Origin of the sequence: Mammaliicoccus sp. L-M44 (assembly GCF_022386355.1) — a bacterium.
GTDB classification, from domain to species: Bacteria; Bacillota; Bacilli; order Staphylococcales; family Staphylococcaceae; genus Mammaliicoccus; species Mammaliicoccus sciuri_A.
The window spans coordinates 78894-103230 of record NZ_JAJNIU010000002.1; the positions used below are offsets into that span (position 1 = coordinate 78894).

General features: G+C 33.8%; 27 protein-coding genes. 7 read left to right on the forward strand and 20 right to left on the reverse strand.

Going from position 1 to position 24337, the window contains the following annotated elements; translation table 11 throughout:
* Positions 1 to 31: 31 nt before the first annotated feature.
* The 11 genes from rpsQ to rpsJ form a co-directional block, all read right to left on the reverse strand.
* A complete protein-coding gene (gene rpsQ / locus LQ611_RS01490; RefSeq protein ID WP_016911101.1) occupies positions 32 to 295 on the reverse strand; it encodes a 30S ribosomal protein S17 in 264 nt (87 codons plus the stop codon).
* Positions 296 to 318: 23 nt separating this feature from the next.
* Positions 319 to 534, reverse strand: a complete 216-nt coding sequence (rpmC, locus tag LQ611_RS01495; RefSeq protein WP_016998808.1) for a 50S ribosomal protein L29 — start codon at positions 532 to 534, stop codon at positions 319 to 321.
* Positions 524 to 958, reverse strand: a complete 435-nt coding sequence (gene rplP / locus LQ611_RS01500; protein WP_016998807.1) for a 50S ribosomal protein L16 — start codon at positions 956 to 958, stop codon at positions 524 to 526. The genes rpmC and rplP overlap by 11 nt, the downstream gene beginning before the upstream one ends.
* 2 nt (positions 959 to 960) lie before the next feature.
* Complete coding sequence (gene rpsC, locus LQ611_RS01505; RefSeq protein WP_025906790.1) at positions 961 to 1614, reverse strand: 30S ribosomal protein S3; 654 nt, start codon at positions 1612 to 1614, stop codon at positions 961 to 963.
* A 28-nt stretch (positions 1615 to 1642) separates the two neighbouring features.
* Positions 1643 to 1999, reverse strand: coding sequence for a 50S ribosomal protein L22 (gene rplV, locus LQ611_RS01510; protein WP_025906791.1), 357 nt, complete (start codon positions 1997 to 1999; stop codon positions 1643 to 1645).
* 25 nt (positions 2000 to 2024) lie between these two features.
* Positions 2025 to 2303: a 30S ribosomal protein S19 gene (gene rpsS / locus LQ611_RS01515; protein WP_025906792.1), complete on the reverse strand. Its 279-nt coding sequence runs from the start codon at positions 2301 to 2303 to the stop codon at positions 2025 to 2027.
* Positions 2304 to 2367: 64 nt separating this feature from the next.
* A complete protein-coding gene (gene rplB / locus LQ611_RS01520; RefSeq protein WP_025906793.1) occupies positions 2368 to 3201 on the reverse strand; it encodes a 50S ribosomal protein L2 in 834 nt (277 codons plus the stop codon).
* 31 nt (positions 3202 to 3232) lie between these two features.
* Positions 3233 to 3511: a 50S ribosomal protein L23 gene (rplW, locus tag LQ611_RS01525; protein ID WP_025906794.1), complete on the reverse strand. Its 279-nt coding sequence runs from the start codon at positions 3509 to 3511 to the stop codon at positions 3233 to 3235.
* Complete coding sequence (gene rplD / locus LQ611_RS01530; protein WP_025906795.1) at positions 3511 to 4134, reverse strand: 50S ribosomal protein L4; 624 nt, start codon at positions 4132 to 4134, stop codon at positions 3511 to 3513. The genes rplW and rplD overlap by 1 nt, the downstream gene beginning before the upstream one ends.
* Before the next feature lie 29 nt (positions 4135 to 4163).
* Positions 4164 to 4826, reverse strand: a complete 663-nt coding sequence (gene rplC, locus LQ611_RS01535; RefSeq protein WP_239709302.1) for a 50S ribosomal protein L3 — start codon at positions 4824 to 4826, stop codon at positions 4164 to 4166.
* Positions 4827 to 4857: 31 nt separating this feature from the next.
* A complete protein-coding gene (rpsJ, locus tag LQ611_RS01540) occupies positions 4858 to 5166 on the reverse strand; it encodes a 30S ribosomal protein S10 (RefSeq protein WP_016998799.1) in 309 nt (102 codons plus the stop codon).
* 316 nt (positions 5167 to 5482) lie between these two features.
* Between rpsJ and LQ611_RS01545 the strand changes: the two genes are divergently transcribed.
* Entirely contained in the window at positions 5483 to 5851 is a 369-nt protein-coding gene (locus LQ611_RS01545; RefSeq protein ID WP_025906797.1) for a hypothetical protein, read from the forward strand.
* Between the two features lie 54 nt (positions 5852 to 5905).
* Here the strand turns inward: LQ611_RS01545 and LQ611_RS01550 are convergent, their stop codons facing one another.
* Together LQ611_RS01550 and LQ611_RS01555 are read right to left on the reverse strand one after the other, a co-directional pair.
* Positions 5906 to 7240: an NCS2 family permease gene (locus LQ611_RS01550; RefSeq protein ID WP_025906798.1), complete on the reverse strand. Its 1335-nt coding sequence runs from the start codon at positions 7238 to 7240 to the stop codon at positions 5906 to 5908.
* A gap of 227 nt (positions 7241 to 7467) precedes the next feature.
* Complete coding sequence (locus LQ611_RS01555; protein WP_119493808.1) at positions 7468 to 9603, reverse strand: DNA topoisomerase III; 2136 nt, start codon at positions 9601 to 9603, stop codon at positions 7468 to 7470.
* 142 nt (positions 9604 to 9745) lie between these two features.
* Here LQ611_RS01555 and LQ611_RS01560 point away from each other — a divergent pair, with 142 nt between their 5' ends.
* The 3 genes from LQ611_RS01560 to LQ611_RS01570 all read left to right on the forward strand — a co-directional run bounded on the left by LQ611_RS01560 (position 9746) and on the right by LQ611_RS01570 (position 12453).
* Positions 9746 to 10618 carry a GNAT family N-acetyltransferase gene (locus LQ611_RS01560; RefSeq protein WP_103360709.1) on the forward strand — a complete coding sequence of 291 codons (873 nt, stop codon included), beginning with the start codon at positions 9746 to 9748 and terminating at the stop codon, positions 10616 to 10618.
* A 161-nt stretch (positions 10619 to 10779) separates the two neighbouring features.
* Positions 10780 to 11637 (forward strand): GRP family sugar transporter, encoded by an 858-nt coding sequence (locus LQ611_RS01565; RefSeq protein WP_025906801.1) that lies wholly within the window; start codon positions 10780 to 10782, stop codon positions 11635 to 11637.
* Positions 11638 to 11667: 30 nt separating this feature from the next.
* Entirely contained in the window at positions 11668 to 12453 is a 786-nt protein-coding gene (locus tag LQ611_RS01570) for a glucose 1-dehydrogenase (RefSeq protein ID WP_037589022.1), read from the forward strand.
* Between the two features lie 53 nt (positions 12454 to 12506).
* On the opposite strand, the gene LQ611_RS01575 is transcribed toward LQ611_RS01570, so the two are convergent.
* The gene (locus LQ611_RS01575; protein WP_239709303.1) at positions 12507 to 13418 is read right to left on the reverse strand and encodes an AEC family transporter; all 912 of its coding nucleotides are present in this window, start codon (positions 13416 to 13418) and stop codon (positions 12507 to 12509) included.
* Positions 13419 to 13522: 104 nt separating this feature from the next.
* Positions 13523 to 14005 carry a Cys-tRNA(Pro) deacylase gene (gene ybaK / locus LQ611_RS01580; RefSeq protein ID WP_182476179.1) on the reverse strand — a complete coding sequence of 161 codons (483 nt, stop codon included), beginning with the start codon at positions 14003 to 14005 and terminating at the stop codon, positions 13523 to 13525.
* 45 nt (positions 14006 to 14050) lie between these two features.
* Between ybaK and LQ611_RS01585 the strand changes: the two genes are divergently transcribed.
* Complete coding sequence (locus LQ611_RS01585) at positions 14051 to 14218, forward strand: SE1832 family protein (protein ID WP_049320027.1); 168 nt, start codon at positions 14051 to 14053, stop codon at positions 14216 to 14218.
* A 15-nt stretch (positions 14219 to 14233) separates the two neighbouring features.
* On the forward strand, positions 14234 to 14554 hold the full coding sequence (gene mspA / locus LQ611_RS01590) for a membrane stabilizing protein MspA (RefSeq protein ID WP_025906805.1): 321 nt from the start codon (positions 14234 to 14236) through the stop codon (positions 14552 to 14554).
* A 69-nt stretch (positions 14555 to 14623) separates the two neighbouring features.
* Here the strand turns inward: mspA and LQ611_RS01595 are convergent, their stop codons facing one another.
* The 5 genes from LQ611_RS01595 to LQ611_RS01615 all read right to left on the reverse strand — a co-directional run bounded on the left by LQ611_RS01595 (position 14624) and on the right by LQ611_RS01615 (position 22948).
* Complete coding sequence (locus LQ611_RS01595; protein WP_103360711.1) at positions 14624 to 15784, reverse strand: aminotransferase class I/II-fold pyridoxal phosphate-dependent enzyme; 1161 nt, start codon at positions 15782 to 15784, stop codon at positions 14624 to 14626.
* A gap of 268 nt (positions 15785 to 16052) precedes the next feature.
* A complete protein-coding gene (locus LQ611_RS01600; RefSeq protein WP_103360712.1) occupies positions 16053 to 19217 on the reverse strand; it encodes an efflux RND transporter permease subunit in 3165 nt (1054 codons plus the stop codon).
* A gap of 125 nt (positions 19218 to 19342) precedes the next feature.
* A complete protein-coding gene (locus tag LQ611_RS01605; RefSeq protein ID WP_048541317.1) occupies positions 19343 to 20593 on the reverse strand; it encodes a lipid II:glycine glycyltransferase FemX in 1251 nt (416 codons plus the stop codon).
* A 366-nt stretch (positions 20594 to 20959) separates the two neighbouring features.
* Entirely contained in the window at positions 20960 to 21727 is a 768-nt protein-coding gene (locus tag LQ611_RS01610; protein ID WP_025906809.1) for a VOC family protein, read from the reverse strand.
* An 18-nt stretch (positions 21728 to 21745) separates the two neighbouring features.
* Positions 21746 to 22948, reverse strand: coding sequence for a putative multidrug effflux MFS transporter TcaB (locus tag LQ611_RS01615; protein WP_037560268.1), 1203 nt, complete (start codon positions 22946 to 22948; stop codon positions 21746 to 21748).
* Positions 22949 to 23097: 149 nt separating this feature from the next.
* Between LQ611_RS01615 and LQ611_RS01620 the strand changes: the two genes are divergently transcribed.
* Positions 23098 to 24138: an SDR family oxidoreductase gene (locus tag LQ611_RS01620; protein WP_107617630.1), complete on the forward strand. Its 1041-nt coding sequence runs from the start codon at positions 23098 to 23100 to the stop codon at positions 24136 to 24138.
* The last annotated feature ends 199 nt before the right edge of the window (positions 24139 to 24337 follow it).

The window sequence follows — 24337 nt, forward strand, 5'->3', positions numbered from 1 at the left end:
TTGTTTGACCTCCCTTATCTTTATACTTCTATTAAATAATTACTGATTCTTCAACGATTTCAACTAGACGGAAACGTTTAGTTGATGATAAAGGACGTGTTTCTGCAATCTTAACGATATCGCCCATTTTTGCTGAATTGTTTTCATCATGCGTTTTATATTTTTTTGAATATTTTACGCGTTTACCATATAATTTATGAGTTTTGTATGTTTCAACAACTACTGTAATAGTTTTATCCATTTTATCTGAAACTACTTTACCAACGTAAACTTTGCGGTCATTTCTTTCACTCACAGTAATGAACCTCCTCTACTTGATTATTTATTATCTGCTGCTTTCTCTTCTTCGATTTCTCTTTCGCGAACGATTGTTTTTAGACGTGCAATCGTCTTTTTAACTTTTCGAATGTTAGCAGTCTCTTCAAGTTGACCAGTTGCTAACTGAAAGCGTAAGTTGAATAATTGCTCTTTAGCTTCTTTGATTTCTTTTTCAATTTCAGTAGTGGTTAAATTTCTGATATCCTTAGCTTTCATTTGTGTCACCACCCAATTCTTCACGTTTTACAAACTTAGATTTAACTGGAAGTTTGTGTGCTGCAAGACGTAATGCTTCACGTGCAACTTCTTCTTGAACACCTGCAACTTCGAACAAGATACGTCCTGGTTTAACTACTGCTACCCATCCTTCAACTGCACCTTTACCTGAACCCATACGTACTTCTAAAGGTTTTTTAGTATATGGTGTATGTGGGAATATTTTGATCCATACTTTTCCGCCACGTTTCATGTAACGTGTCATTGCGATACGAGCTGATTCGATTTGACGAGAAGTAATCCAAGCTGCTGTTTGAGCTTGTAAACCGTACTCACCAAATGTTACTTCATTTCCGCCTTTTGAACGACCAGTTGTTTTTGGACGATGTTGACGACGGAATTTAACACGCTTTGGTAATAACATTATTATTTTCCTCCTTCACTAGACTTCTTTGTAGGAAGAACTTCTCCACGGTAGATCCATACTTTAACACCTAATTTACCGTAAGTAGTGTCGGCTTCTTCATGTGCGAAATCAATGTCTGCACGTAATGTATGAAGTGGAACAGTTCCTTCTGAATATTGTTCTGCACGAGCGATATCTGCGCCACCTAAACGACCAGATACTTGAGTTTTGATACCTTTAGCTCCCAATTTCATTGCACGTTGGATAGCTTGTTTTTGAGCACGACGGAAAGATACACGGTTTTCTAATTGACGAGCAATGTTATTTGCTACCAATGTTGCATCTAAATCAACTTTTTTGATTTCGATAACGTTGATGTGTACTTTTTTGTTAGTCAATGCGTTTAATTTGTTACGTAATTTTTCAATTTCTGAACCGCCTTTACCAATAACCATACCTGGTTTACCAGTGTGGATAGCGATATTGATACGGTTTGCTGCACGTTCAATTTCAACACTTGAAACTGAAGCTTCTTTTAATGCTTCTGCGATATATTTACGAACTTTTAAGTCTTCATGTAAAAGTGTTGCGAAGTCTTTACCTGCATACCACTTTGCTTCCCAGTCACGAATTACACCGACACGAAGTCCGATTGGATTAATTTTTTGACCCACTATATTCCCTCCTTAATGATTTAGTTAATTATGCTTCTTTAACTTCTTTAGCTTCTTTTTCGCCAACTACGATTGTAATGTGGCTAGTACGTTTGTTAATCGCACTTGCACGACCTTGTGCACGTGGACGGAAACGTTTCAATGTAGGTCCTTCATTAGCGTAAGCTTCTTTTACTACTAATGTGTCAGGATTTAAATCATAGTTATGTTCTGCATTTGCTAATGCTGACATTAATAATTTTTCAACAACAGGTGATGTTGCTTTGTTTGTTAATTTTAAGATGGCAATTGCTTCTGCCACTTCTTTACCTCTAATAAGATCTAAAACTAATCTCACTTTACGAGGTGCGATTCTTATTGTTCTAGCAACCGCTTTTGCTTCCATTGTGACTTCCTCCTCTTTTTAGAAATTAGCGTTTAGTCTTTTTGTCGTCTGCAGCATGACCTTTATAAGTACGTGTAGGTGCAAACTCTCCTAATTTATGTCCAACCATATCTTCAGTAATGAAAACTGGCACATGTTTACGACCATCATATACTGCTATTGTATGTCCGATGAAGTTAGGAAATACTGTTGAACGACGAGACCATGTTTTAATAACTGATTTTTTTTCACCTTCGTTTTGAGCTTCAACTTTTTTCATTAAATGATCATCAACGAAAGGTCCTTTTTTAAGACTACGAGCCATTATGGCGCCTCCCTTCTTATTTAATGCGCGCGGCATCTAAGCCGCACACGTAAATAAGGTATTATTATTTTTTCTTACGACCACGAACGATAAATTTAGATGAACGTTGGTTTTGTTTACGAGTTTTCTTACCAAGTGTTGGTTTGCCCCATGGAGACATTGGTGATTTAAGACCGATTGGTGTACGACCTTCACCACCACCGTGAGGGTGATCGTTAGGGTTCATTACAGAACCACGAACTGTAGGACGTTTACCCATCCATCTAGAACGACCAGCTTTACCAATTGTGATTAATTCGTGTTGTTCGTTACCAACTTGACCGATTGTTGCACGACAAGTAGATAAGATCATACGAACTTCACCTGATTTAAGACGAACTAGTACGTATTTACCTTCTTTACCAAGTACTTGAGCACTTGTACCAGCTGAACGGACTAATTGTCCACCTTTACCTGGTTTTAATTCGATGTTGTGAATTGTAGTACCAACTGGGATATCAGTTAATGCTAATGCATTACCTACTTTGATATCTGCATCTGGACCATTGAATACTTCTTGTCCTACTTTTAATCCTTTAGGAGCAATGATATATCTTTTTTCACCATCTGCGTATACTAATAATGCGATATTAGCTGAACGGTTTGGATCATACTCGATAGTTGCTACTTTAGCAGGAATTCCATCTTTGTTACGTTTGAAATCAATTACACGGTATTGACGTTTATGACCGCCACCTCTGTGACGAACTGTCAATTTACCTTGGTTGTTACGTCCCGCTTTTCTCGGAAGCGGTTGTAATAAAGACTTTTCAGGAGTCGTTGATGTAATTTCAGCGAAGTCTGAAGATGTCATATTACGACGACCATTTGTAATTGGCTTATACTTTTTAAGAGCCATTGTCGTTTTACCTCCTTAATGGTAATTGTTTTTAGTTAAATAGGTCTATTGAAGAACCTTCTTTTAGAGTTACGATTGCTTTACGACGTTTGTTAGTGAAACCATTGTAACGACCAACACGTTTAGCTTTTGCTTTAACGTTCATGATATTTACTGTATCAACTTTCACGTCGAAAATTTCTTCGATTGCGATTTTTACTTGTGTTTTGTTTGCACGTGTATCTACATCAAATGTGTATTTATCTAAAGCCATATCTGATGAAGATTTTTCTGTGATTACGGGGCGCTTAATAACATCTCTTGCTTCCATTATGCGAGCACCTCCTCTACTTTATCCACTGCTGCTTTAGTTATTACGACTTTACTAGAATCTAAGATATCTAATACGTTTAAGCTTTGAGCGTCGATAACTTTAACACCTGGAATGTTACGAGCTGATAATTCAACGTTGCTGTCTACAGTATCAACGATGAATAAAACTTTCTTAGAAAGTTCTAAGTTGCTCATTACATTTTTGAATTCTTTTGTTTTAGGCGCATCAAAGTTGAATGCTTCTAAAACTGTTAATTCGTTACCACTTACTTTTGAAGATAATGCAGAACGTAATGCTAAACGACGCATTTTCTTAGGCATTTTGTAAGAATAACTTCTTGGTGTAGGACCGAATACGATACCACCACCACGCCATTGTGGCGCACGGATTGTACCTTGACGAGCACGACCTGTACCTTTTTGTTTCCAAGGTTTACGTCCACCACCACGAACTGCTGAACGATTTTTAACTGCGTGAGTACCTTGGCGTAATGAAGCACGTTGTAAGTTGACTGCTTCGAATAATACGTGTTGGTTTGGTTCGATACCAAATACACTATCATTTAATTCGATAGAACCTGATTTTGATCCATCTACTTTTAATACATCAATATTAGCCATAATGTTGTTTCCTCCTTTCACCTAAATAATTATTTATTACCTTTTTTAATTGAAGTTGTAAGTTTTACTAAACCTTTTTTAGGACCTGGCACGTTACCTTTAACTAAAATTACGTTATTTTCTGCATCAACTTTAACTACTTCTAAGTTTTGCATAGTAACTGTGTTTCCGCCCATACGGCCTGGTAATTCTTTACCTTTAAATACTTTAGAAGCATCTGAAGCCATACCCATTGAACCAGAGCCTCTGTGGTAATGAGAACCGTGACTCATTGGTCCACGAGAGAAACCGTGGCGTTTAATAGAGCCTTGGAAACCTTTACCTTTTGAAACGCCTGTTGCATCAATAATGTCTCCTGCTTGGAAAGTATCTACAGTGACTTCTTGACCTACCTCGTAAGCTGAAACATCAATGTTTCTGAATTCACGAGTGAAGCGCTTAGGTGCTGTACCTGCTTTTTTAGCATGGCCTTCAGCAGCTTTAGTAGCATATTTGTTAGATTTACGATCTTTTTTATATGCTTGTTTGTCTTCAAAACCGATTTGAACAGCGTTGTAGCCATCTACTTCTTCAGTTTTAGTTTGTAATACTACGTTTTGACTAGTTTCTACTACAGTAACTGGTATTAATTCACCGTTTTCTGCGAATACTTGAGTCATTCCAATTTTTCTTCCTAAGATTCCTTTGGTCATCGAAAGTCGCACCTCCTGTTATTTTAATGAATTATAATTTGATTTCGATGTCTACACCTGATGGTAAGTTTAAGCCCATAAGAGCATCAACTGTTTTTGGTGTAGGGTTAAGAATGTCGATTAAACGTTTATGCGTACGTTGTTCGAATTGTTCACGTGAGTCTTTGTACTTATGAACGGCACGGATTACAGTATAAACTGATTTCTCAGTTGGTAATGGAATCGGACCAGACACTTGAGCTCCTGAACGTTTAGCTGTTTCAACAATTTTCTCTGCTGATTGATCGATCATGCGGTGATCATACGCTTTTAAACGGATACGAATTTTTTGTTTTGCCATAATTTTCCCTCCTTGTTCGTCTACTTTATAGTGATAGACTTCTCCACGAAAACTCTCTTACACACCGCCATGGCAAAGCGGCCGGGTGTGTCAGTAACCTCTCGCTTCATCGCTTCTTAAAGTCCAACATTAGATATGATACATGATTTATTTCTATTAATCAATAGATAACCATATATTTTTTCTAATTTCATCTAACACATACCCAAGTATTATAACGGATTATGTGCTCTTTTTCAATAGGTAAAATTTAAATAGATAATTTGTAATCAAAATGTTATAATATAACAAGCAATTTTAACTAGGTGGTGAAATCATGAAAAGAGGAATTAAATCAGTTTTGCTAGTTCTTTCTATTATATTAGTTGTATCTGAGTTATTATTAGCCATTCCTTTTCTAGGTGGAGGAATCGTTCTTTCAACTGGTTATAATGCTTTGGTACTTAATGGAACGTTATACTTTATTACGACACTTATCCTATTAATAGATAACCAGAATTCTGTTAAAGTAATATTCGTTATTCCATTAATCGGACTAATCGCTAGCTTTGTTGCAATCATTCCTATTATTGGCTGGTTATTACATATCGTAATGGTCGTTTTAATGATCATCTTCTTATTTACGATTATAATTGCGCCAGTATATATCCCATCTAAATATTACAAGACTACTTATAAAAGTTAATATATAAATAGAAAACCACGAGACTTCATTAAATGAAATCTCGTGGCTTTTTTATTATGCATGTACAAATACAAAGTAAGCGACAAAGACGAAGAATAAACCGTACATAATTGGGTGAATTTCTTTATGTCTTTTTGCTACGATCATTGTGATTGGATAGAATATAAATCCGCACGCAATACCTGTTGCAATTGAATATGTTAAAGGCATCATAATCATTGTTAAGAAAGCTGGTACTGCTATCTCAAATTTTTGCCAATCAATTTTACCTAAGTTACTAACCATCAATACACCTACTATAACAAGCGCTGGTGCTGTAACCGCACTTGTAACAACTGCCATTAATGGTGAGAATAATAATGCTGCTAAGAAACAAATACCTGTTACAACACTTGCGAATCCTGTACGTGCACCAACTGCAACACCTGCACTAGATTCTATATAACTTGTTGTAGTTGAAGTACCAAATATTGCACCTACAATTGTTGCTAATGAATCAGAGAATAATGCTTTACCTGCTCTCGGTAATTTATTATCTTTCATTAAACCAGCTTGGTTTGCAACCGCAACTAACGTTCCTGCAGTATCAAAGAAATCTATAAATAAGAAAGTTAAAACGACAATTAAGAATTGTACATTAAATATAGTAGATAAATCACCAAACGCTTCGAATGCTGCACCAAATGTTGGTGATACACTTGGTACTTTGCCTACTATACTATCTGGCATTGCAATTAATCCTGTAATTAATCCCGCAATAGCTGTTAAGACCATTCCGATGAAAATTGCTCCTGGTAATTTTTTAGCCATTAATATAATAGTAATGATAATACCAAATACTGCTAATAGTACTTCTGGATTATGCATTGTTCCAAGTGTAACTAAAGTTGAATCTTCTTTTTTAACAATACCTGCACCTTGTAAACCTACAAAGGTAATAAACAATCCTATACCGGCAGATACAGCCATCTTTAATTCAAATGGTATTGCATTGATAATAACCTCTCGTAAACCACTCATCGTTAATATCGCAAATATAACACCTGAGAATAGTACGCCCGTTAAACCAGTTTGCCATGGAATACCCATTGTAAGCACAACTGTAAACGCGAAAAATGCATTTAATCCCATACCTGGTGCTAAAGCTATCGGGTATTTCGCAATGATACCCATAAATAAACAACCAACTAGTGCTGCTAATGCTGTAGCAACAAACACAGAACCTTGGTCCATTCTCATTGAATCAGGTACATTTTCAACACTTGCCAAACTTAACATTGATGGGTTAACTGCTAATATGTATGCCATAGATAAGAATGTTGTTAAACCACCAAGAATTTCTCTTTTATAATTTGTTCCCAATTCATCAAACTTAAAGTAACGTTTCATCATAAGACTCCTTTATTAATTTCAACACTGTACATTGTATTACTGGGAACATCAAAAATCAATACTTTTTACGAACATTTATATAATTAAATTTATTTATGTTCGTGTTATAGTTCGGTTTTTACGCTTTATAATCCGTGACAGTACGCTTCTAGCCAACTCTATTGCTGCTAAAAGATTAAAAAACTGAGACATCACACGATGTCCCAGTCTCTATACATATTAAGTTAGAACTTCAATCCTTTTAAAGCATCTTTAAATGGATTGTTTTCTACTTCTTCAGTTTGCATATATTTCTTCATTTCTTTTTTGCCTATTTTGCCTGATTTTCTATTTTTAAGTCTTTCGTCCATATGCTCTTGTGTTTCTGTATGGCCACACACACATCTATAAGTTGCTTTTTTACCTGTTCCATACAGTGTAAGTTTCTTCTTACAGTTTGGACATCTGGCATTTGTTTGTCTTTGTTGATTCTTCTTAGTCTTACATGTTGGATCTTGACACACGAGCATTTGACCATTTTTCGTTTTAACTTTAAGCATAAATTTACCACAAGTCGGACACTCAGTCGTTGTGATATTATCATGCTTGAATTTATCATCACTTTCTTTAATATCCGCAATGATTTCTCTCGTGAAGTTTCTCATTTCATTCATGAATTTATTTTTAGAATAATTTCCTTTTTCGATTTGAGTTAACTTCATTTCCCAATCTGCTGTTAATTCTGGTGATGTCAGTTGTTCAGGTGCTAAGTTTAATAATTGTTTACCTTTAGGCGTAATCTTAATTTTACCTTGCACCGCTTCTATTACATTAGAACTATATAACTTCTCGATGATATCCGCTCTTGTCGCAACTGTTCCGATACCACCTGTTTCATTTAAAGTTTGAGCCATTTTCTTATCTTTAAGTTTAAAGAAATGATGTGGTGATTCCATCGCTTTAAGTAAAGTTCCTTCATTGAAATACGCAGGCGGTTCTGTATCTTTACTAACGACATTCACTTTTTGTATGTTCACATGCTGCTGTTCTTCAAAAGGCAAAGCTTTCACATGCGTCTTTTCTTCATATAGTTCTTTAAAGCCTAATTCAACTACTACTTCTTGTGTCAGTTTAAAAGTTTCCCCTTCACATGTTAATGTCACAGTTGTTTCTTCATATTGATATGGTGGTAATAATACTTCTAAAAATCTTTCAGCCACTAGCATATAAATTTTCTGTTCTCTAGGAGATAACTGATCAAAGTTAGGTCTCACTTCTGTTGGTACAATCGCATGGTGGTCTGAAACTTTCTTATTATCAACAAAATGTTTACCCGCTCTAATTGGTTTTTTAAGCAATGGTACAGCATGTGATTTAAGTGGTGTAGCACTTAATGATGATACGCGTTCTTTCAGAGAAGAAACCATATCATCTGTTAAGTAGTTAGAATCTGTTCTAGGATAAGTCAGTACTTTATGTTGTTCGTACAATGCTTGCATTGTATTCAACGTTTCTTTCGCACTCATTTTATAACGTTGATAAGCTGTTTGTTGCAAACTTGTAAGATCGTATAACTTTTGAGGATACTTTGTTTTTTTCTTCTTCGTGATATTTTGGATAATACCCTTTTTATTTTGAACTTTTTGTTTAACTTGCTCTATTAAATCAGCATCAAATGTTTTATCTCCACTCTTACTCAACCATTTAAATTTATAACCTTCTACTTCAATATTCATCTGATAATACTTTTCAGGTTTAAATGATTGAATTTCTTGTTGTCTCATTTGTACAAGATTTAAAGTTGGTGTTTGTACACGACCACATGATAATTGCGCGTCATATTTCGTTGTTAAAGCTCTAGTCGCATTTATACCAACAATCCAATCCGCTTCACTTCTACATAATGCGGCTTGATATAAATTGTTGTATGCTTCACCAGGTTTTAAATTTTGAAAGCCTGCTTTAATTGCTTTTTCAGTAACTGAACTGATCCATAATCGCTTAATTTGCTTTTTAACTTTTGCTTTTTCAATAATTAATCTTGCAACAAGTTCACCTTCCCTACCAGCATCTGTCGCAATAATAATTGAATTCACATCGTCTCGCTTCATCAAATGTTGAACCGTGTTAAATTGGCTTCTTGTTTTCTTAATTACAACATGTTTCATATAGTCAGGAATAATTGGTAAGACATTTAAATTCCATTCTTTAAATTTCTTGTCGTACTCTTCAGGCGTAGCATTCGTTACAAGATGTCCTAATGCCCAAGTAACGATATAATTTTTATTTTCAAAGTAACCTTTCTTCTGATCATGAATACCTAATGCTTTAGCGATATCACGACCTACTGAAGGTTTTTCTGCAAGAACTAATGCTTTCATTTCTTTTCACCCATTCTTTTTTACATTCGTACTATTATAACATGAATAAAAAGTGTTCTAAAGGCATGAAAAACTTTTATAAATTTTCGATTAATCGTATAATGGAATAAAATAATCGTTGAATATTAAAGGAGTGACTATCATGCAAATACTGCCTCTTAAAGAAATCGATCCGATAGCTTCTTATTTACACGAAAAAAACAGGCAAGAAACTAATTACGTGACACATATACCTCAGTCAATAGAAGAGATTAAGAATGACTTAAGCCATAAATTTGATGAAACCACCTTCTACTATATAGAAGATCATGACACCATTACCGGGATATTAGGATTTGAGCGTGTAGATGACGAGACTTCAAATGTATGGGGGCCAATCGTTAATGATACAAATGAGGAAACGTTAAACGCTTTAAAAGAAATATGGGAAACACTTTTAAACGATCATCCAAACATTAAATATTGCCACATTTCGCTACATAAAGATCACATTTTAAATAATAGTAAACTGAAAAGACTACATGCGGGATATGTAGAAACACAATATACATTAGAAATTCAACAACCACCTTTACCAATTGATAAGCAACACCAAATGACGCCATACAGCAAACCTTATTACTATGCCTTTAATAAATTGCATTCCAATAGTTTCAAACATAGTGATATAAGTGCTGATGATATTATAGATTCATTAGATGATAATCATGCACTTTATTTATATATAGCTGAAGGCCTTGTTAAAGGCTATATCTATCTATCCATAGACATACCTGAGAAGTTAGCAACTATTCCTAATTTAGCCTCTCACCATGATTACAGAAAACAAGGCATCGCGTTTCAAATGATTCATTTCGCGACGACAGAAGCGTTTAATCATCAAGATGTCGAAACAGTTCGTATTTATGTAGTTAGTAAAAAGCATGAACAAATACAATTATTATATGAAAAAGTCGGTTTCCACATCGTCAATGAAACACATCATTTTAAATATGTGAGACCATACGATGTTTAACTTTTAAACTAAGTCCCATGAATGTTTATTGAGCATTCATGGGACTTTTTTAACAGTAAAATTACATTGTGAGCTATATGTTTTACAATAAAAAAGTTTCGGGCGTATAATACTTGGGTAGTTTAAATAATACAAATAAATAGAGAAAGCGAGTCTTGTGTATGGAATACCTTATAGCGCTATTACCAGCATTGTTCTGGGGAAGCGTCGTATTAATCAATGTTAAAGTTGGTGGAGGTCCTTATAACCAAATCTTAGGTACAACAATCGGGGCTTTCATCATCGGTTTATGTCTATTCTTCTTTGGTGATGTGCACTTTACATTCACTACAATTATTATCGGTATGATTTCAGGTGCTTTCTGGGCACTTGGACAAGGATTTCAACTTAGAAGTGTAGACTTAATTGGCGTTTCAATAACGATGCCTATATCTACAGGCTTACAATTACTTGGAACAACATTATTCAGTGCTGCATTTTTAGGAGAATGGTCAACAGGTACGCAAGTTGCACTTGGCCTATCAGGTTTAGTGTTACTGATTATCGGTGTAATATTTACATCTGTTCAGAAAAAAGGTTCTGGAAACAGTGGAAATACTAAAAAGCTTGGTAAAGCTATTCCAATATTACTCATCTCTACTGTCGGTTATGTCGTATACGTTGTAATCGGCCAAGTATTCGGTGTTGAAGGTTGGGATGCACTATTTCCACAATCTATAGGTATGGTAATTGGGGGTATCATTTTATCATTCAAACATAAACCTACTGTTAAACATACGTCACTCAACTTATTGCCAGGGATTGTATGGGCATTAGGTAATATGTTCCTATTCATTTCACAACCAAAAGTTGGTGTCGGAACGAGCTTTTCATTCTCACAAATGTTAGTAATCGTTTCTACTTTAGGTGGTATTTACCTATTAGGCGAACAAAAAACAAAACGTCAAATGACATTTATTTGGATAGGTATCGTGTTAATCATTATTGCAGCATTCATTATTGGTGCAGCTAAAGGGTAAACTCAATATATAAAAATAGGAGTGTTTAATATGTATGAAGATTTAAAAGATAAAGTTGTGATTGTCACTGGTGGTAACAGTGGTATTGGTAAAGCAACTGCTGAACGATTTGGTAAAGAAGGATCAAAAGTTGTTATTGGATATTTAGATCACGTTGAAGAAGCTGAAAAAATCGTTCAATCTATTAAAGATTCTGGTGCTGATGCGGTTGCAATTAAAGCAGACGTTTCAGTCGAGGCAGATATCAAGAACTTGATTCAACAAACACACGAAACATTTGGTCGTATAGATGTGTTAATCAATAATGCTGGTTTCGAAAAACCAATTCCATCTCATGAAATGAGTTTAGAAGAATGGTCTAAAGTTATCGATATCAACTTAACAGGTGCTTTTATTGGTAGTAGAGAAGTTATCAATTACTATTTAGAGCATGATATTAAAGGTCAAATCATCAATACTGCAAGTGTGCATGATGTTATTCCTTGGCCAAACTACGTCAATTACGCAGCAAGTAAAGGCGGCTTAAAATTGATGATGGAAACTTTATCTATGGAATACGGTAAAAATGGTATCAGAATTAATAATGTTTCTCCAGGGGCTATTGTTACAGAACATACTCGCGAAAAATTCTCTGACCCTGCAACACGCGAAGAAACATTAGAAATGATTCCACTACATGAAATTGGTGAAGCGGATCAAGTTGCAAATATTAATGCATTCCTAGCTTCAGAACAAGCAAGTTACATTCACGGTACAACAATATATGTTGATGGCGGAATGACAAACTACCCTGCTTTCATGGGCGGTAAAGGTTAATATATAACAAAAAGCGTTTGGATGCGAAATCCAAACGCTTTTTTTGTGTTTAATTAAACAAAGAAAAATTGATATACATATAAAATGACGATTGATATGACAATACTTAAATTAGTAGCCATGCCGACTATAGGTAAGGTCTTATATTTAAATGTAATGGCATAAGACAGTACTGAAACACCTATAGGTAATAACCAACCAATAAGTAACGTCGTTTTGATCATTGGTTCATCAACAGGTAAGAAGAAATGAACAAGTAATCCCATTAATAAACCAAAGCCATAATGAAATGCTAAGTATTTAACAACAATCGGTAAGTATGCTTTTTCGATTTTAAAATTCAAGAATAAACCTAATAAGATCATGGATAATGGCATATTCGCATTTGCAATAATTTCAAAGAAATCTATCGCTTTGTCAGGTACTTTAATGCTCATTATATTTAAGATAAACATAATCATATATGTCATAAGTGGAACGGTCTTTAATAAATTTAAACCCATTCGTTTAAAGTCAAATTGATCGCCACCATCGTTGAAGTAACTACCAACAAAATATGTTACACCGAACATAATGATAGCTGTACCAATGTCTAACATACCAAAGTATAATAAACCATTTTTTGGCCAAATTTGTGCGACTAATGGATATGCAAACAGTCCAATATTAACTGAAGCGGCCATCATGCCCACAGTACCTCTTATTTGATTATTATATTTTTTCTTGAATAACCATATGATTAGTAGCTTTGCTATAATGCCATATAATAGCATTAATATAGGAAGCCATCCTAAAGATAAATCTAAATCAGATCCATTTAAATTTACAATCACTAATGAAGGCAAAGTAACATTTAGTACAAGTGTTGCAAGTACATTACCATCAGAAGCTTTAAAGAATTTAAGCTTCTTTAGAACGTATCCTAAAGCAATTAATAAAATAATCATTATAAATTTTTCTGTCACTTTATCACTTCTCTCATTAAACTCACATTTATCTATATTAACAACAGTTTAACTTCTATGCACACTTTTTGTTTGAAATATTAATAAATTATACTAAAATTAGTTTAGTTATATTTAATAATATCATCAAATCTTACATCAATGACTTTGGCTAAATCTGCTGGATCAAGTTCAATCTGATAGCCACGTTTACCTGCACTTACGATAAACGTAGATAATGATTCTGCATTGATATCAATTACGGTTTGATATGTTTTTTTCATACCAATTGGAGAACAACCACCTCTTACATACCCTGTAACTTTGGTGAGTTGATCAAGTGGTAAGAGTTCTAATTTTTTCTGACCAACAGCTTTACTAGCTTTTTTCATATCAAGATGTTGAACGACTGGAATAACAAAGATGAAATATTCGCGATTCCCATTTGTTAATACAAGCGTCTTATACACTTGATGTTCTGGTTTCTGAATTAATTGCGCAACTTCATGACCATCTAAATGATCTTTTCCTATTTTAAATTCATGAGTATGATAAAATATATTATATTGATCTAAGATGCGCATCGCATTGGTTTTAACTTTTTTCAATTTATCACCTACTTCATAGCTATTTTATAAAAAGGAGTGTTTAAAATGGATTTAAACCAACAACTTTCTGAACTTAAATATGATTACATACGTATACAAAATGACCTAGAAAAGAGAGAATCTACTGGTCAAGCAACCGACTTACTTGAAAAACAACTTGTCAAAATCGAAGAAGAAATCAGTAAAGTTCGCGCTCAACTTGATCAAGATTAACGAAAGGAAATGACTATGTTAATTCTCATACTTTTATTATTTACCATTATTTATCTTATTATTAGTTACTTAAGTATATACCAACTACATACGATGCTTACGCAAGCTTTAAGATTTATAATGGGGCTTATGCTTATTGTCTTTTTAGGCAGTATTGTATTTAGCTTTGCAATGCAAACTTGGTGGATATTAGCTGTATTGGTTTGTCTCGTTATCAATGTTGAAATCACAGCATTTAAATATCGTATTAAAGACCAAAAAGCGATTCAACTACTCAATTATATGTCGATCTTTATATTGATCATATTTGTGATTTTATTATTTATAGTGTTTTAATACCCTAAAGCATATCGACAAAATCTCATTTATGTGAAAAAGCTGAGAATATTTATTTCTCAGCTTTTTTTATTTGTATAAGTGAGCTAGACCTTGCAACCTCTTAGCACCTTCCAATAGTTCGTCATCACTTAACGCTAATGAGATTCTGACATAATTTTGACCATTATCGCCAAATGGTATACCTGGTGCGACTAATATAGAAACCTCTTGTAATAAGTATTCTACAAATGCTTCTCCATCATAATCTGGAGGTGTTTGTAACCAAAGGAATATACCACCTTTCATTGGCTCAAATGGTATACCTACTTCTCTTAATGACGCTTCAAATTGATCTCTTCTCGTCTTAAATATTTCATTTTGTTTAATAAGAAAATCATCACATTCATTTAAAGCGACTGTACTCGCATCTTGTAATGCACCAAACATACCAGCATGTGTGTGCGTTTGGTATTTCTTTAAAGCAGCAATCATTTCTTTGTTACCGACTGCAAAGCCTACTCTGTAACCAGACATGTTATACCCTTTTGATAAGGAAAATATCTCTACAGCTGTTTCTTTAGCCCCTTCCGATTGAAGAATACTCGGATTCTTCTGATCAAATCCGAAAGCACTATATGCAAAGTCATGTATAATATTTGTTTGTGTATCTTTAAATTTAGCAATCGTTTCATCAAAAAACTCAGTATTTGCAACAGAGCCTGTTGGATTATTTGGATAAGTTAAATAAATTAATTTTGTCTTATCTAAGATTTCAGGTTCTATTTCATCCCACTGTGGTAAGTATTGATGTTCAGGCGTTAATTCTAAAGAATATGGTTTAGCACGAGCGAGTAGAACACCTGCTAAATAATCTGTATAGCCTGGATTCGGTAATAACACAAAGTCATTAGGCTCTACGACACAAATCGGTAAACCGACTAAACCATTTTTTGTACCATATAAAATACATACTTCCTCTTCTTTATCTAAATCCACATCATATTGCCTCTTATAAAAATCTACAATCGCTTGTTTAAACGTGTCTTTACCATGAAAAGCACCATATTTCTGATTTTCTGGATTTTGTACAGCTTTTATAAATTCATCTACGATAACTTTTGGCGTTTCACCATCTGGGACACCAACCGCCATATTAATTAACGGTAACGGACCATGTTCAACCTTACGACCCATTGTCTTTCCAAAGTAACTGTCTGGTATTTCTGATAATAGTTTTGATATTGGCACAATAACGACTCCTCGAAATAAAATTCTTCAGACTATTTTTTGTATATGAATATATTCTATCAAAGTATGAAACACGAACAAGTATTTTCTTATTAAATTACTAAGAAATAAATCATAATAGGTATATGGAATGGTTACTCAGGTTGCTTTTATTAGGATAGGCCTCCTTAGTTACAATTCTCTCGACTTTTGTTACTAACGGCGCCAATATATATTTACTACATACAAAAACCCCTCCTTGTCTCATAGACATGGAGGGGTTAATCATCTATTCTATACGTTCTTTCGGTCTTTTAAATATTGCTCGCTTAAATTTCATAATGATTTCATATGAAATTGGCACAACTAATAGTGTTAATAATGTTGAAGAAATCAATCCACCTATTACTGTAATTGCTAATGCTTTTGAAATAAGAACAGAACTTCCGCCACCAAATAATAGTGGTACTAATGCCCCGATTGTCGCAATAGCTGTCATTAAGATAGGTCTTAAACGCGTGCCTGCTGCTTCTATTAATGCTTCTCTTGTAGTCATGCCCGCTTCTTCCATATTAATCACTCTATCTATTAATACAATCGCATTCGTTACAACAATACCAATCAACATTAACATACCAATCATACTTGGTACGGATATTGTCTCTTGTGTAATTAACAGTCCTGCGATTACACCAATAATAGATACTGGTAATGAGAATAATATTGCAAATGGTGCTAATCCACCTTTGAATGTTAATACGATTACTAAATATACGATTAGAATCGCAGCGCCCATCGCAAGCAACAGCTGTTCTATTGCTTCGTTGATATCATCGTTTGTACCGCCAACATTTAATTCAACATCTGTTGGTGTATCAATTTTAGAAACTTTTTGATTAACATCTGTTGTCACTTTAGCAACATCGTCTGCCGTGATTTTCGCATCTACAGAAACAGAAATTTTGTCATTTTCTCTTGTGATTGTATCTGGTGAAGTTGTTTTCTTCAATGTCGCAATATCACTTAGTTTCACATCTTTACCTAATGGAGATGTAATCTTAGTATCTTCTAATTTCTTCTCTGACCAATCAGTTTCTTCTTTTTTAGTCAGTTTAACATCGATAGATTTACCATCATCATTCAATTTAGTAACGACTTTTTCTTGTGTAGTTTGATTAAGCGTCATAGCAATTTGACCTGCAGAAAGTCCTAATTTGCTCGCTTTGTTTTGATCAACTTTCACATCGTATTGCTCATAAGATTTAGAAAGGTTCGAACTTACGTTTTCTACACCTTTAACTTTCTTCATTTCTTTCTCTACATCTTTAACTGTACCTTCTATAGCTTCAGTTGATGGACCTGATACTTTTACAGATACTTCGTTCGCTGTACCGCCAGTAGAGAAATCTTGTTGTTTCCATTCACCTTTATGGTTGAATTTACCGATATGATCCATGACTTCTTTACCGACATTATCCCAGTTAGGCGTATCTTTATCGTATTTAACCATTAAAGCCATGTCATTTTTGGCAGAAGGATTAAATGGATTTTCTCCACCTACACTATATTGAACAAATTCTACGTTTTTATCTTTTGATAAATATTTCTCAGCTTGTTCACCGTTTTTAACAACTTGATCTTCTTTTTCTCCTGGTGAAGGTTTATAAGTTAGTGCTAACATTTTATCTTCACCTGTATCGATAAACGATTTACCGATATAAGGTGTAAATACAAGTGCAATACTTGCGATAACAAGCACAATACTTAATACAATAACGAGCCATTTATGATTCAAATTCCATTTTAAAATACCTTTGTATTTATCCGCTAACCAATGTCCTCTTTCTTTCTTATCTTTCTTAATTCCATTTCTAAAGAAAATGTGTGAAAGTACTGGCACGATTGTTAATGCTATGAGTAGTGAAGCTAATAAACTAAATGCTACTGCTAAAGCAAATGGTCTAAACATTTCTCCAATTTGTCCAGTTACAAAAGCTAACGGTAAGAATACGACAATTGTAACGATTGTTGAAGACATGATTGGAATAAACATTTCTTTCGTCGCACTTGTTATCAGTTTACTACCTTTCAGTTCTTCACCTTTATCCGACATGCGTCGATAAATATTCTCTATAACAACAATGGAGTCATCAATAACACGTCCAATTGCAACTGTTAATGCCCCTAAAGTTAAGATATTTAATGAAACATCCATCGCTTTTAGACCGATGAGTGCCATTAATAATGACATTGGAATAGAAACCATCGCGATAATAGTTGATTTAATATCTCTTAAGAAGAACATAATGATAATAACTGCAACGATAGAACCGATTAAAGCTTTCTCAACCATTGTCGATACTGAGTCTTTAATTGTTGATGCTGTTTCCATCAATTGTACAGATTCTATGTTCTTATGATCTTTCTTATAAGCTTCAAGTTCTTTGTCTACATTATCAACGACATCTACTAAATTGGCATCTGTAGATTTCGTTACTTGAAGAGCTAAAGCATCTTTACCATTTGTTTTAGAAATTGAATCTCGTTTCTTCTCTTGTTTAACATCTGCGATATCAGATAATTTTACAGATGGGATACTTTGAGATGCGCTACTATCACTTGATTCAGAACCCTCTTGACCTTGTTGAGCTTGCTGGCCTTGTTGTGATTGACTTGCTGCACTTTGCTCTCCACCACTTGAAGCACCACCTGTCATAGGTATTTCTAAATCTTTCAGCGCTTTAATTGAAGTGAACCTTCCATCTACGACGATTGATTTCAAATCATCACCAAATGTATATAAACCTAAAGGTGATTCTTTCGTAGCACCGTCGATATATTGAAGCACTTCATCTTCACTCATACCACGTTTCGTTAATTCATTTTGGTCAAATTCTAAATTAACTTCTTCTAAAGTTTGACCAGACAATGATACATTTTGAACGCCGTCTACTTTTTCAAGTTTAGGTATTAAATCTGATTGCATTTGCTTTGTGACTTTTTCAAGATCATCATCTTTATCAGAAATTGAATAACTCACAACTGGGAATGAGTACATAGACATTCTACTCATATCCGGATCTTGAACACCATCAGGTAAATCTAACGCTTCTAGTTTCTTTCTTAATTCAGTCTCAGCTTCATCCATGTCTGTCTGATATGTATATTCTAATGTAATTGCTGAAGCATTTTCTAAAGACTGACTTGTTACATTTTGTACACCTTCTAGATTTTGAACTTCTTTTTCAACTGGTTCTGTTACATTTTCTAGTACACTTTCAGGTGTTGCACCTGGATATGGCGTTGTAATTGTTATAACAGGTGTTGTAATATCCGGTAATAACTCTAGTTTCATTTTAAACGCTGAATATATGCCGCCAAGCAAAATAATAATTGTCATAAGCAAAATAGCAAATTTATTATTCAGCGAGAACTTGATCATTTTTTGAACCACTCAACTTCCCCCTAATTTATGATTTGTAAATAATTGTATAATAATTTAACGCTGAAACATACCTTATACATAAAGAAAGCACTAAAATTTTAATAATTTAAAGTTTTAGTGCCTTAATCTTATGTCTAGTTTCTCTTGATTTTCTTTTCGATTTTTCTTTTATAAGTGACTACTGCTGGCTTAACTTTCTCGATTGCAGTGTAAAGTGGTTTATTTAACACATAATCAAATTCACCGATTTTCTCACTTAAATAAGTACCCCAAACTCTCTTGAATGCCCATAATCCATAATGTTCATGGTCTTGGTCTGGATTATTGTCTGTACCACCGAAGTCAAACTTAGTAGCGCCTTTTTCTTTAGCAAAGCGCATCATTTCAATAATCATGCGATGATTCGGTAAAAACTCACGATATTCATTTGATGACGCACCATATAAATAATATGATTTCTTACCTGAGAAGATTAAGATACCGCCAGATAAATACACGCCATCTGGTTTTTTACTTTTTAATTCTTCCATTTCTTGAATACGTTTTTCAAAGTTACCTAATTTTTCATCAGCATCATTTAACTGATTAACGACTTTCTTAGTTTGTCTTCTATTTGCTAATTTTTCTTTCTCTTCAAGTAGTGCATCACGTTCTTTAAATAAGTCTTTTAAGACTGTATCAGGCACAACTTTAACTAAGAATAATTCACAGTCGCCATCTGGATGTAAATGATCATAAATATTCTCAAAGTATGAAACATCTCTTGTTAAGAAATTATCTCTCTCACCAGTTTCTTCCATGATTTTCGCAAAGATTTTTAAGTCGTCACGGTTACCAATAACTAATTCAGTACCTCTTTTTAAAGAGTTTCTAACACGTGAACGGTTTCGTTTATCAAAGCTTTGCATTAAGTCTTCTTCAGGTTGATCGATTTTAGTGATCATCGTCATTCTAGGTTGAATATATTTCTTACTTAATCCATCTTCAAAACCTTTATGTTCAAATCCTAATGAAGTTAAATATTCAAGAACACCTTCAGATTGATCCACTTCTATATCTGGGTCAATTTTAATGGCATAACTTTTCTCATTACGTGCGATTTCTTTAGATAATTCAAAAAGTACTTTAACAGATGTTTCGTCTTTATAATCAACAACAAAACCTCTAGATATGTAACATAATGTATATGGTAGCTTTGGCACTTTCTTAAATAAAAGTTGTGCTACACCTGTTATCTTTTCACCATCGCCCACTGCTATACGACGAGAATACCAACCTGTAAGCTTTTTGGATTCTGCCCACTTTGTAAGTTGCAACATATCACCATTTGGATGTTGCTTTACAAATTCATCATGTTGCTCATGAGTGATATTCATTTTCTTTATCGTCATTTATAAATCTCCTTTTTATCAATTCGTCTTTTAATTATACAATGAAACGTACTATAATTTCACGCAAAAGACCAATATTTGTTATACTTGTCATATAAAACATACAGTTAGGATTGAAATATATGAGACAACTTGTTCTAACGCTTTTTATTATTATAAATATCATACTGATTGCGGTCAGTCTAAATTTTGATAGCACGATTAATTATTTAAGCTATCGTATCATAACTGTTGCCTTCACCTTGCTACTAAGCATCGTCTTTATTCTTGAGAACGCTCGTAAATCTATATTATTTATAGCCATTATAAGCACCTTAATTGCACTCGTGCATTTAGGCATTATTATTCAAAGCGTCTATCTCAGTGTTTATGCAAATTAGCTTTGAATTCGTAACACGCGCCTTTAAATAAAATGCGCGTGTCTTTTTTTATATTTGTTGATGAGAGTGATAATGTCGTGTATTTCTCTTCAACATCCTCTGTAAGTTTAATGACAACATCATCTTCTATAAAGCTTAACTTAATATAATTTTCGCTTTTCTCAATCTCTTTCAATCCATACCATGATTGCCAATTTTGACTTGATTCATGAATATTCTTCACTTGAATCGTCACTTCATCGATTGATAAATCATCATGAAAATTAGCTTTTAAAGATGCTGCTCTTTGTTCATCACTTTCTCCCCACTGAATGATGAATGGTAAATTTAAATCTTGCTTATCATCTAAATATAGTAATTGCCATTTTATCATTGTGCCGTCCGGTTTTGTTCTCGACATTTCAATTGGTCCTACTATATCTAAATCAAATTGCTCTAGATGAGTCTTAACGTTATCGATATTTTGTGTTCTGAGGCAGATCCTTTTAAATCCTTCTTGTACATGCGTATCTTTAAATGTATTCGCAAAGCTTAATCTACCTTCTTCTGTTTGAGCATATGAACGTGCTAAAGCTGCATCAAAGACATCAATCCACTCTATATAATGTAAATCTATATAACTTAATTGATTGTATGTTCCTAATTGCGTATGTTTACCACCTTGGATGGATTGTATATATTGATGTGGAAATTCAATTGATTCTATACCATCTACGTAATGAATAATATGATCAAATTTTAAATTCATGTACATACCCTCCTACTTTTAAGCTGCTCTTTTAAACACTTTACTATTAATGAAGAATAAAATAATCAACAATATTGAAACGATAATGATCGTCAGGACATATGGATATACTTCATGTTCTCCTTTTATACCCACTAATGGTGAAACGATACCACCGAATAGAAATTGAGATAATCCTAATAAACTTGCCGCACTTCCTGCGCCGCCTTTATTGTTAGCCATCGCAATAGAAAAACCTGTCGTACCAATTGCAGATACTGGACTAACGAGTATAAAGAATCCAATCATTAATATCCAAATTGATAAACCATTCATTAATGTGATTGAAACGATAATTACACCTATAATTTGAATCATGCCGAATAAACGCATAAGTACATGTTCGTCATAATAGTCGACTAATTTATTAATAATTTGACCGGACAATATTAATCCAAGTCCATTAAAAGCAAACATACAACTAAAAGCTAATGGTGAAATATGATAGACAGATTGCGTTATGAATGATGAAGCGGATATGTAACTAAATAGCAACGCGTATGTACAACCTTGTATAAATAAAGGCATTAAAAATTTTGGACTTTTGAGTAAATTTTTAAAGTCTATTAGTACTTCACTGATTCTACCTGATGAACGTTCTTCTACTGGTAATGATTCTGTTAATTTTACTGAAGATAAGCTAAACATAATAAAGCCGAATATCGTTAATAAAATAAAGACTACTTTCCAAGTTGAGAACGATAATATAATACCACCCAATACAGGTGCTAAAATAGGTGCTACACCATTAACAAGCATTAATATCGCTAAGAATTTCGTTAAAGCTTTACCTTTATATAAATCACTGGAAATTGCCCGGGAAATAACTGCCCCTGCCCCACCAGTAAAACCTTGTACAAATCGTAATGCCATCATGACGTATATATTAGGTGCAAATACACATAGTATTGAAGCAACTGTATAAACAATTAATGCAACCATGAGTGGTCGTTTACGCCCTATAAAGTCAGATAGTGGCCCGACAAATACTTGTCCAACTGCTAAACCAACCATAAAGAGTGTGAGCGTCAATTGTGTATTTGACGTTGTAGTATCAAAATCACGACTAATTTCTGGTAATGCTGGTAAATACATATCTATTGAAAATGGTCCAAATGCGGTTAATAAACCGAGAATCACGATTAAAAATAATGAAGGCTTTGCCATCTTTTGTTCGTTCATGAAATACGCTCCTTTTATATCTATTACCTAATATTATTGCTTAACAATTTTCAAATAGCAATGTTATATGTGAACACTTATTAAAATACTTTACTTTCAGATAGTCATCCTTCAAAATATAGTCAGAAACTTAGAATCGGAGTGGAAACATGAACATTTTTTTAACAGGTGCTACGGGATTTGTAGGTGCAGAGTTAATACAATCACTTGCAAAAGATGCACAAAAGCAATTTTATGTATTATACAGGAGTGAGCAGAAGAAAGATCAATTGCTCAATAAATTAAATCCATCGTATCATTCAAGAATTCACTTTATTAATGGTGACATTACAGAAACATTATGTGGTGTATCTGAAAGTGATATTGAAACGATACCTCAAATAGATAAATTTTATCATTTAGCTGCACTCGTCAAATTTAATTTCGAACTTGCAGATGATCTTTATCAAATCAATTATATCGGTACACAACATGCTTTGGACTTAGCAGAACAAATACAATCAAAGCATTTTTTATATGTCTCAACAGCCTATACGGTTGGTGAACAAGAACGCGGTAACGAAGTACTTCATTCAATCGATTCACCTACAAATAATCCTTATGAAGCGACTAAAATTAAAGCTGAACATATCGTGATGCAAAGAAAAACAATGGCAACATCAATCATACGTCCAGCAATTATAATAGGCGATTCCGTAACAGGAGAAGCAGATTCAAACTTTACGCTGTATGGCTTTATGAAAGCATTAAAAGTCTTCAAAAGACGTGTAGAAAAAAAGAAAGATCATTCAATATATAGACTATTTGGAGATGCAAGTCATACGTCAAATTTCGTACCCGTTGATTATGTTGTACAAGTACTCACAGTGGCATGTGATTATGCAGAAAATCATAAGATTTATCATGCAATCAATCAGAACCCACCATCAAATCACTTTATATTTGAAACAATCAAGAAACACTTAAACTTCCATCAATTAGAAGTTGCACCAATGAGTGAGATAAACACAATAACAGATGAAGAAAGAGTGCTGAATAGTTTTATCGATGTATTTGCACCTTACTTCTCTAAATCTATCAAATTTAATGATGAGAATACGGGAGAAATGCTCAAAAAAGCAAACGAACAAACACTCGTACTTTCAAAAGAAACGTTAGATATGATTATCGGAAAATATTTTATGAAATAATAAGCAAGCTAGGACAATGAGATTGTCCTAGCTTGTTTTTAGATATATTAGAATGTGCTAACTTCCATTATTTCGAATTGTGGTAGTTAGAATGCTGTAACTTCCATTATTCCGAATTCTGGTAATTAGAACGCTGTAACTTCCATTATTCTGAATTCTGGTAATTAGAATGCTGTAACTTCCATTATTCTGAATTGTG

Bases quoted from the DNA above. Each gene is read 5' to 3' on its own strand.
- rpmC (WP_016998808.1), bottom strand. From the start codon at position 534: ATGAAAGCTAAGGATATCAGAAATTTAACCACTACTGAAATTGAAAAA.
- rplP (WP_016998807.1), bottom strand. From the start codon at position 958: ATGTTATTACCAAAGCGTGTTAAATTCCGTCGTCAACATCGTCCAAAA.
- rplV (WP_025906791.1), bottom strand. From the start codon at position 1,999: ATGGAAGCAAAAGCGGTTGCTAGAACAATAAGAATCGCACCTCGTAAA.
- rpsS (WP_025906792.1), bottom strand. From the start codon at position 2,303: ATGGCTCGTAGTCTTAAAAAAGGACCTTTCGTTGATGATCATTTAATG.
- rplB (WP_025906793.1), bottom strand. From the start codon at position 3,201: ATGGCTCTTAAAAAGTATAAGCCAATTACAAATGGTCGTCGTAATATG.
- rplW (WP_025906794.1), bottom strand. From the start codon at position 3,511: ATGGAAGCAAGAGATGTTATTAAGCGCCCCGTAATCACAGAAAAATCT.
- rplD (WP_025906795.1), bottom strand. From the start codon at position 4,134: ATGGCTAATATTGATGTATTAAAAGTAGATGGATCAAAATCAGGTTCT.
- rplC (WP_239709302.1), bottom strand. From the start codon at position 4,826: ATGACCAAAGGAATCTTAGGAAGAAAAATTGGAATGACTCAAGTATTC.
- rpsJ (WP_016998799.1), bottom strand. From the start codon at position 5,166: ATGGCAAAACAAAAAATTCGTATCCGTTTAAAAGCGTATGATCACCGC.
- LQ611_RS01545 (WP_025906797.1), top strand. From the start codon at position 5,483: ATGAAAAGAGGAATTAAATCAGTTTTGCTAGTTCTTTCTATTATATTA.
- LQ611_RS01550 (WP_025906798.1), bottom strand. From the start codon at position 7,240: ATGAAACGTTACTTTAAGTTTGATGAATTGGGAACAAATTATAAAAGA.
- LQ611_RS01555 (WP_119493808.1), bottom strand. From the start codon at position 9,603: ATGAAAGCATTAGTTCTTGCAGAAAAACCTTCAGTAGGTCGTGATATC.
- LQ611_RS01560 (WP_103360709.1), top strand. From the start codon at position 9,746: ATGCAAATACTGCCTCTTAAAGAAATCGATCCGATAGCTTCTTATTTA.
- LQ611_RS01565 (WP_025906801.1), top strand. From the start codon at position 10,780: ATGGAATACCTTATAGCGCTATTACCAGCATTGTTCTGGGGAAGCGTC.
- LQ611_RS01570 (WP_037589022.1), top strand. From the start codon at position 11,668: ATGTATGAAGATTTAAAAGATAAAGTTGTGATTGTCACTGGTGGTAAC.
- LQ611_RS01585 (WP_049320027.1), top strand. From the start codon at position 14,051: ATGGATTTAAACCAACAACTTTCTGAACTTAAATATGATTACATACGT.
- mspA (WP_025906805.1), top strand. From the start codon at position 14,234: ATGTTAATTCTCATACTTTTATTATTTACCATTATTTATCTTATTATT.
- LQ611_RS01610 (WP_025906809.1), bottom strand. From the start codon at position 21,727: ATGAATTTAAAATTTGATCATATTATTCATTACGTAGATGGTATAGAA.
- LQ611_RS01615 (WP_037560268.1), bottom strand. From the start codon at position 22,948: ATGAACGAACAAAAGATGGCAAAGCCTTCATTATTTTTAATCGTGATT.
- LQ611_RS01620 (WP_107617630.1), top strand. From the start codon at position 23,098: ATGAACATTTTTTTAACAGGTGCTACGGGATTTGTAGGTGCAGAGTTA.